Source organism: Streptococcus sp. HF-2466 (assembly GCF_015594645.1).
GTDB classification, from domain to species: Bacteria; Bacillota; Bacilli; order Lactobacillales; family Streptococcaceae; genus Streptococcus; species Streptococcus anginosus.
In genome coordinates this window covers 22972-30734 of sequence record NZ_JADNQU010000016.1, presented here as the reverse complement: position 1 = coordinate 30734, position 7763 = coordinate 22972, and the positions used below count along the sequence as shown (strand labels likewise).

Annotated in this window: 6 protein-coding genes; 5 read left to right on the top strand and 1 reads right to left on the bottom strand. The window is 40.4% G+C overall.

What is annotated here, in order from left to right; genetic code table 11:
- Positions 1-211: 211 nt before the first annotated feature.
- The gene (gene dinB / locus IYQ91_RS09415; protein WP_195673671.1) at positions 212-1279 is read right to left on the bottom strand and encodes a DNA polymerase IV; all 1068 of its coding nucleotides are present in this window, start codon (positions 1277-1279) and stop codon (positions 212-214) included.
- A 248-nt stretch (positions 1280-1527) separates the two neighbouring features.
- Here dinB and pflB point away from each other — a divergent pair, with 248 nt between their 5' ends.
- The 5 genes from pflB to IYQ91_RS09390 all read left to right on the top strand — a co-directional run bounded on the left by pflB (position 1528) and on the right by IYQ91_RS09390 (position 7761).
- Positions 1528-3843, top strand: a complete 2316-nt coding sequence (pflB, locus tag IYQ91_RS09410; protein WP_195673670.1) for a formate C-acetyltransferase — start codon at positions 1528-1530, stop codon at positions 3841-3843.
- Between the two features lie 100 nt (positions 3844-3943).
- Positions 3944-4720 (top strand): threonine/serine exporter family protein, encoded by a 777-nt coding sequence (locus tag IYQ91_RS09405; RefSeq protein WP_106101158.1) that lies wholly within the window; start codon positions 3944-3946, stop codon positions 4718-4720.
- A gap of 3 nt (positions 4721-4723) precedes the next feature.
- On the top strand, positions 4724-5173 hold the full coding sequence (locus IYQ91_RS09400) for a threonine/serine exporter family protein (RefSeq protein WP_020999439.1): 450 nt from the start codon (positions 4724-4726) through the stop codon (positions 5171-5173).
- A gap of 133 nt (positions 5174-5306) precedes the next feature.
- Complete coding sequence (locus tag IYQ91_RS09395; protein ID WP_195673672.1) at positions 5307-6479, top strand: hydroxymethylglutaryl-CoA synthase; 1173 nt, start codon at positions 5307-5309, stop codon at positions 6477-6479.
- A 1-nt stretch (position 6480) separates the two neighbouring features.
- Entirely contained in the window at positions 6481-7761 is a 1281-nt protein-coding gene (locus IYQ91_RS09390) for a hydroxymethylglutaryl-CoA reductase, degradative (RefSeq protein ID WP_126466425.1), read from the top strand.
- Positions 7762-7763: the final 2 nt, after the last annotated feature.

Genomic DNA, 7763 nt, shown 5'->3' with positions numbered 1-7763 from the left:
TGTTGATTTTGTGTACTCTTTTTCCAATCAAAAGAGCCAAAAAGGGCTAGGATAAACTATTAAAATCAAATCAATCATCAATTCTTTGACTGAAAAACATTGAATTGCTTGACAAATGGTAGAAAAATAACTCCATAATCTCTGCAGTGGTGTTACCCACTACAGAAATTATAGAGCCAAAAAAGTTTGGAACTCCCCATTCCAAACTTTTTTACATCCCAAATCCTGTTACTGTCACTCCTAAAAGACGCACACCCTTTGTCTGCTCGTCCAAGCTCTCATAAATCTCATGTGCAATGCGTTCAATCTGCTCCGCATCTTGCGTTCTTGTCGCTAAGCTCTGCCTTTTTGTCAATGTTGAAAAATCCGCATAGCGAATCTTCAGAACAATCGTCCTACCAGATTTTCCATGCTTTTTTAAACTACGAGCTACCTTTTGTGATAAAAGGGTCAGCTCCTTTTTTATGTCGTCTTCGTTATGGAGCAATTTCCCATAAGTTCTTTCCTTGCCGATAGACTTACGAATACGGTTGACTTTTACTGGTGAATTGCTGATTCCTCTTGCTTTGCGATAAAGGTCAAATCCAAATCGACCAAACAAGTCAATCAAGGTCATCTCAGGAATTTCTAATAAATCTGCTCCTGTATAAACGCCCATATCATGCAGCTTTTCCACCGTCTTTTTTCCAACACCGTAAAACTTTGCCACATCCATTTGAGAGAGAAAGGCTTCTGCTTCTTCTGGCAAAATAACCGTCAAACCGTGAGGTTTTTCATAGTCACTAGCTATTTTTGCCAAAAATTTATTGTAGGACACACCAGCAGAACTGGTCAAATGAAGCTCTGTCCATATCTCATGCTGGATTAGCTTGGCTATCTTGACAGCAGATTTCATACCTAACTTATTTTTGGTCACATCCAGATAGGCTTCATCAATACTGATTGGCTCAATCACATCTGTATATCGTTTAAAAATGGCTCGAATTTGCTGACTGACTGCCTGATATTTCTCATAATTTCCCGAAATGAAAATCGCCTGTGGACAACGCTCATAAGCTTCTTTGGAGCTCATGGCTGAGTGAACACCAAACTTTCGTGCCTCATAATTGCAAGTCGAAACAACGCCTCGTCCGCCTGTCAAGCGAGGGTCAGCTCCGATGATAACCGACTTGCCTTTTAGTGCTGGATTGTCTCTTTCTTCTACGGAGGCAAAAAAGGCATCCATATCAATGTGAATGATTTTCCGAGACGTATCATTGATTAAGGGAAAAATTAACATCAATACAGCTCCTTTCTTGACTCTTTTCTTTCCTCCATTATACAATTTTTATCATTTTTTCCAAAATATTTGAAAATATGCTGATTTTTTCAAAAATATAATACAATTTACGCTGATTTTTTAATCTGTATTATAAAAGAAAGTGCTTTTATGACCAGATTCCATTTGTGGAAACGATTACTATATGATATACTTATTTTATAAATGTAACAGATTTGTGTTACTAGAAAGATACAAGAGGAAAAAACATGGTTGTTAAAACTGTTGTCGAAGCACAGGATATTTTTGACAAAGCCTGGGAAGGCTTCAAAGGGGAAGATTGGCGCGAAAAAGCTAGCGTATCTCGTTTTGTACAGGCAAACTACACTCCTTATGACGGAGATGAAAGTTTCTTAGCTGGTCCAACTGAACGCTCTCTTCACATTAAAAAAATTATCGAAGATACAAAAGCACATTATGAAGAAACACGTTTCCCAATGGATACACGCGCTACTTCAATCGCTGATATTCCAGCTGGATACATTGACAAAGACAATGAATTGATTTACGGTATCCAAAACGATGAGCTGTTCAAACTCAACTTCATGCCAAAAGGTGGTATCCGTATGGCGGAAACTGCTTTGAAGGAACATGGCTATGAACCAGATCCTAAAATGCATGAAATCTTCACAAAATACGTAACAACTGTAAATGACGGTATTTTCCGTGCCTACACAACAAATATCCGCCGTGCACGCCATGCGCATACTGTTACAGGTTTGCCAGATGCTTACTCACGTGGACGTATCATCGGTGTTTATGCTCGTCTTGCACTTTACGGAGCAGACTACTTGATGGCTGAAAAAGTAGAAGATTGGAATGCTTTGACAGACATTGATGAAGAAACTATTCGTCTTCGCGAAGAAGTCAACCTTCAATACCAATCATTGAAAGAAGTCGTTCGCCTAGGTGACCTTTACGGTCTTGATGTTCGTAGACCTGCTGTGAACGTAAAAGAAGCTATTCAATGGGTGAACATTGCTTTCATGGCTGTCTGCCGTGTCGTAAATGGTGCTGCTACTTCTCTTGGACGTGTGCCAATCGTTCTTGACATTTATGCAGAACGCGACCTTGCTCGTGGTACTTTCACTGAATCAGAAATCCAAGAATTTGTTGATGATTTCGTCTTGAAACTTCGTACTGTAAAATTTGCTCGTACAAAAGCATACGATCAACTCTACTCAGGTGACCCAACCTTCATCACAACGTCTATGGCAGGTATGGGAAATGATGGTCGTCACCGTGTGACAAAAATGGACTACCGTTTCTTGAACACACTTGACAATATCGGTAACTCACCAGAGCCAAACTTGACTGTTCTCTGGACTGACAAACTTCCTTACTCATTCCGTCATTACTGCATGCACATGAGTCACAAACATTCTTCTATCCAATACGAAGGTGTAACGACAATGGCAAAAGACGGCTATGGCGAAATGAGCTGTATCTCTTGCTGTGTGTCACCACTTGACCCAGAAAATGAAGAACAACGCCACAACATCCAATACTTCGGTGCTCGTGTAAACGTCCTTAAAGCTCTCTTGACTGGTTTGAACGGTGGTTACGACGATGTTCACAAAGACTACAAGGTATTTGATATTGACCCTATCCGCGACGAAGTACTTGAATTTGAGTCTGTTAAAGCAAACTTTGAAAAATCACTTGATTGGTTGACAGACACTTATGTAGATGCTTTGAACATCATTCACTACATGACAGACAAGTACAACTACGAAGCTGTTCAAATGGCCTTTTTGCCTACACATCAACGTGCTAACATGGGATTTGGTATCTGTGGATTTGCCAATACTGTTGATACATTAGCTGCTATCAAATATGCTACTGTTAAACCAATTCGCGATGAAAATGGCTACATTTACGACTATGAAACAACTGGTGACTACCCACGTTGGGGTGAAGACGATCCTCGTTCAAATGAATTGGCAGAATGGTTGATTGAAGCTTACACTACTCGTCTTCGTAGCCATAGACTTTACAAGAATGCAGAAGCGACTGTATCTCTTCTTACCATCACATCTAACGTTGCCTACTCTAAACAAACTGGTAACTCACCAGTCCACAAAGGGGTATACCTCAACGAAGATGGTTCAGTGAACTTATCTAAATTAGAATTCTTCTCACCAGGTGCGAACCCATCTAACAAAGCTCGTGGTGGTTGGTTGCAAAATCTCAACTCACTAGCTAGCCTTGACTTTGGTTATGCAGCAGACGGTATTTCATTGACGACACAAGTTTCACCTCGTGCTCTTGGTAAAACGCGCGAAGAACAGGTAGATAACTTGGTAACGATTCTTGACGGTTACTTTGAAAATGGTGGTCAACACGTCAACTTGAACGTTATGGATCTTAAAGATGTCTATGATAAGATTATGAATGGTGAAGATGTTATCGTTCGTATCTCAGGTTACTGTGTCAATACCAAATACCTTACTAAAGAACAAAAAACTGAATTGACTCAACGTGTCTTCCACGAAGTGCTTTCAATGGATGATGCCCTTAGCTAATTCAATTCTATTCTCAAAAACCAGTTGGAAATTCCAGCTGGTTTTCTTCTTTTTTATGCTATAATAGAGGTATTGTTAGTTAAAAGAAAAGGGTGTAAAAATGGTGGAGAAAAGAGATGTAGAAAGGGAAGACAAATTTAATCTAACTGTTGATGTCCTGATGTTAGCAGGTACGCTTCTGCTTCAAAGTGGTTCTGAAATTTATCGGGTTGAAGATACCATGATTCGGATTGCTCATTCTCAAGGAATTATGGATTGTAATGCACTCGCAATGCCAGTTGCCATTTTCTTTTCAATTGAAAACACCAATATTTCGCGTATGAAACGCATTACTCATTCAAATTACAATATCGAAAAAGTATGCGATGTCAATCAAGTATCGCGTGAACTGGTTAGTGGGGACATCAGTCTTGAAGATGCTTTTGAGAAATTAACTCAGCTAAAAAAGAAAAAAGCGCCTTATACAAATAAACAGCTAACGCTAGCTGCTACTATTAGTGCCCCTTTTTTCTCTATCATGTTTGGTGGCAATCTCTATGATGCGCTCGGCGCTGCTCTTGCGACCTTCTTTGGCTTTGCCTTTTCTCTTTCGGTCAATAAATACGTGCGCATTCCTTTTGTCACAGCTTTTGCCGGAGCTTTTATTTTTGGTCTGCTGGCACAGATCTGGGCGCGCTATTCTGGCTTTCCTTCTAGTGCGGACTTAATCATCGCTGGTGCTGTCATGCCTTTTGTTCCCGGTATTGCTCTGACCAATGCCGTACGTGATTTGATGACCAATCATCTCAATTCTGGTATGAGCAAAATTTTTGAAACACTGTTAATTACTCTGGCACTCGGAGCTGGCACTTCCGTAGCTCTCGTCCTAATGAAATAAAAGGTGAATCCATTGACTGTCTTACTACAAGCTGCAGCAAGTTTTCTTGCAATTGTAATGTTCTTAATCGTTTTAAATGTTCAAAAAAGCATGCTCATTCCAGGAGGAGTTCTTGGAATGTTTATCTGGCTTTTGTATTATGTGCTAAAAGGTCCGACAAATGTCATCATTGCTACATTCATTGCAGCCATTATCGGGTCTTGCATTAGTCAAGTGTTGAGCATTCTCTACAAAACGCCTGCGGTCGTCTTTATCTTGGCTATTTTAGCTCCATTGGTTCCGGGCTACCTTTCCTATCGTACAACCGCCTTTTTTGTCACTGGAGATTATAGTCATGCTATGGTTAATGCTACCTTGGTAGTGATTTTAGCCTTGGTCATTTCAATTGGAATGGCAAGTGGTACGGTGGTGCTCAGACTCTACCATTATCTGCAAAAACACCGTTCTTCGTAATTCAACAAGAACAACTAAACTGTCTAAAGCCCTTCTTATCTTAAGATGGCTTTTTTCTCAGTTTCCACTTGAATTATGATAAAATGGAATAGAATAAGTTTGATATCAAACCGAAAAATATATAGAGGTAATGATGAACATTGGAATTGATAAAATTGGCTTTGCGACAGCCAATTACGTATTGAAATTAGAAAATTTGGCAGAAGCGCGTAACATTGACCCGGAAAAACTAAGCAAGGGACTTTTACTAAAAGAAATCAGTGTCGCCCCAGTCACAGAAGATATTGTAACCATGGGAGCTAGTGCAGCAGCATCTATTTTAACTGAAGAAGATAAACAGGCTATTGACATGGTGATTGTGGCCAGTGAATCTGGAATTGACCAAAGCAAGGCTTCTGCTGTTTTTATTCATGGTTTGCTTGGAATTCAGCCATTTGCGCGTAGTTTTGAAATGAAAGAAGCATGCTATAGTGCTACTGCCGCACTGGATTATGCAAAACTACACGTTGAAAAACATCCAGACTCAAAGGTCTTGGTCATTGCAAGCGATATTGCCAAATACGGTATTGAGACACCAGGGGAGCCAACACAAGGAGCTGGAGCAGTGGCTATGCTCATCACAAGTAATCCACGGATTCTCAGTTTTAATGAAGACAATGTTGCTCAAACACGAGATATTATGGACTTTTGGCGGCCAAATTATTCGACAACGCCGTTTGTCAATGGCATGTATTCTACGCAACAGTATTTAGACAGTCTAAAAACAACTTGGGCGGAGTACCAAAAGCACAATCAAGTGTCCTTAAAAGATTTTGCAGCAGTTTGCTTCCATTTGCCTTATCCTAAATTAGCTTTAAAGGGTATGAAAAAGATTATGGATAAGAGTTTGCCAATTGAGCAGCAAGAGCAACTACAAGCGAATTTTGAGCAATCCATTCTTTACAGCCAAAAGGTAGGGAATATCTACACGGGATCCCTCTTTTTAGGTCTCCTTTCCCTACTTGAAAATAGTACGACACTTAAAGCAGGCGATCGGATTGCGCTCTTTAGCTATGGAAGCGGAGCTGTATCAGAAATCTTTAGTGGTCAACTCGTAGCAGGTTTTAACCAACAACTCAAAGCCAATCGTATGGAAATACTCAATAAGCGCACGCCTTTAAGCATTCCAGATTATGAGAAGGTATTTTTTGAAGAAGCAAAACTAGATGAAAATGGCTCTGCTAACTTCACAGGCTATGAAAATCAAGACTTTGCCTTAGCAGAAATCGTAGAACACCAACGTACATATATCAAGGTGGAAAAATAATATGAAGATAAGTTGGACGGGTTTTTCCAAAAAATCATTGCAAGAACGTTTGCAAATTTTAAAAGACTATCACTTACTAAACGAGGATAATCAAACAAACCTTGAACATAATCACATGCTCCCTCTCTCAACAGCCGACCAAATGAGCGAAAATGTTCTGGCGACATTTGCTCTGCCCTACTCTTTCGTTCCTGATGTTGTGGTAGACGAGGAAGTTTATCAGGTACCTTTCGTAACAGAAGAGCCCTCTGTCGTTGCGGCTGCTAGCTTTGCAGCAAAAATTATTAAACGCTCTGGGGGCTTCAAAACGACTATTCACAGGCGTCAAATGATTGGACAAGTTGCTCTCTATCAAGTAGCAAATATCGAAGTAGCTATAAAAAATATCCAAAACCACAAGCAAAAATTGCTAGAGCTGGCCAATCAAGCACACCCATCAATTGTCAACCGCGGAGGTGGTGCGCGTGATTTACGTGTAGAATGGCTAAATGGAGAAGCTGAATTTTTAGTCGTTTATCTAACAGTTGACACCCAAGAAGCTATGGGCGCCAATATCCTCAATACCATGCTAGAAGCGTTGAAAACAGCATTAGAAGAGTTGACTGGCGGTGAAAGCTTGATGGCAATTCTATCAAATTATGCAACAGAAGCCTTGGTCACTGCCACCTGTGAAATTGATATTCGTTTTCTCAGTCGAAATAAATCAGAAGCCTTTGGCATTGCTAAGAAAATAGTGCTGGCAAGCCAATTTGCCAAACAAGATCCTTACCGTGCCAGTACCCACAACAAAGGCATTTTCAATGGAATTGATGCTGTCGTATTAGCGACAGGAAATGACTGGCGGGCGATTGAAGCAGGCGCGCATACCTATGCTAGTAGAAATGGTTCCTATCAAGGATTGACTACTTGGTCAATCAAGGAAGCCACTCAAAAGCTCTGCGGAGAGATTACTCTCCCGCTCCCTATTGCTACAAAAGGGGGTTCCATTGGGCTCAACCCTACGGTGGAAGTTAGCTTCGATTTGCTAAAACAACCAACCGCAAAAGAGTTAGCCAGTATTATTGCGTCTATCGGCTTAGCGCAAAATTTTGCGGCTTTGAAAGCGTTGGTTAGCACCGGTATTCAACACGGACACATGAAGCTACAAGCCAAATCTCTAGCTCTTTTAGCGGGAGCTAAGGATACAGAAATCGCTCCTCTGGTTTCTCAGCTCATTTCTGAGAAACATTTTAGTCTCAAAAGAGCACAAGAAATTTTAGAAAACATTCGTCAAAAATCATAGAA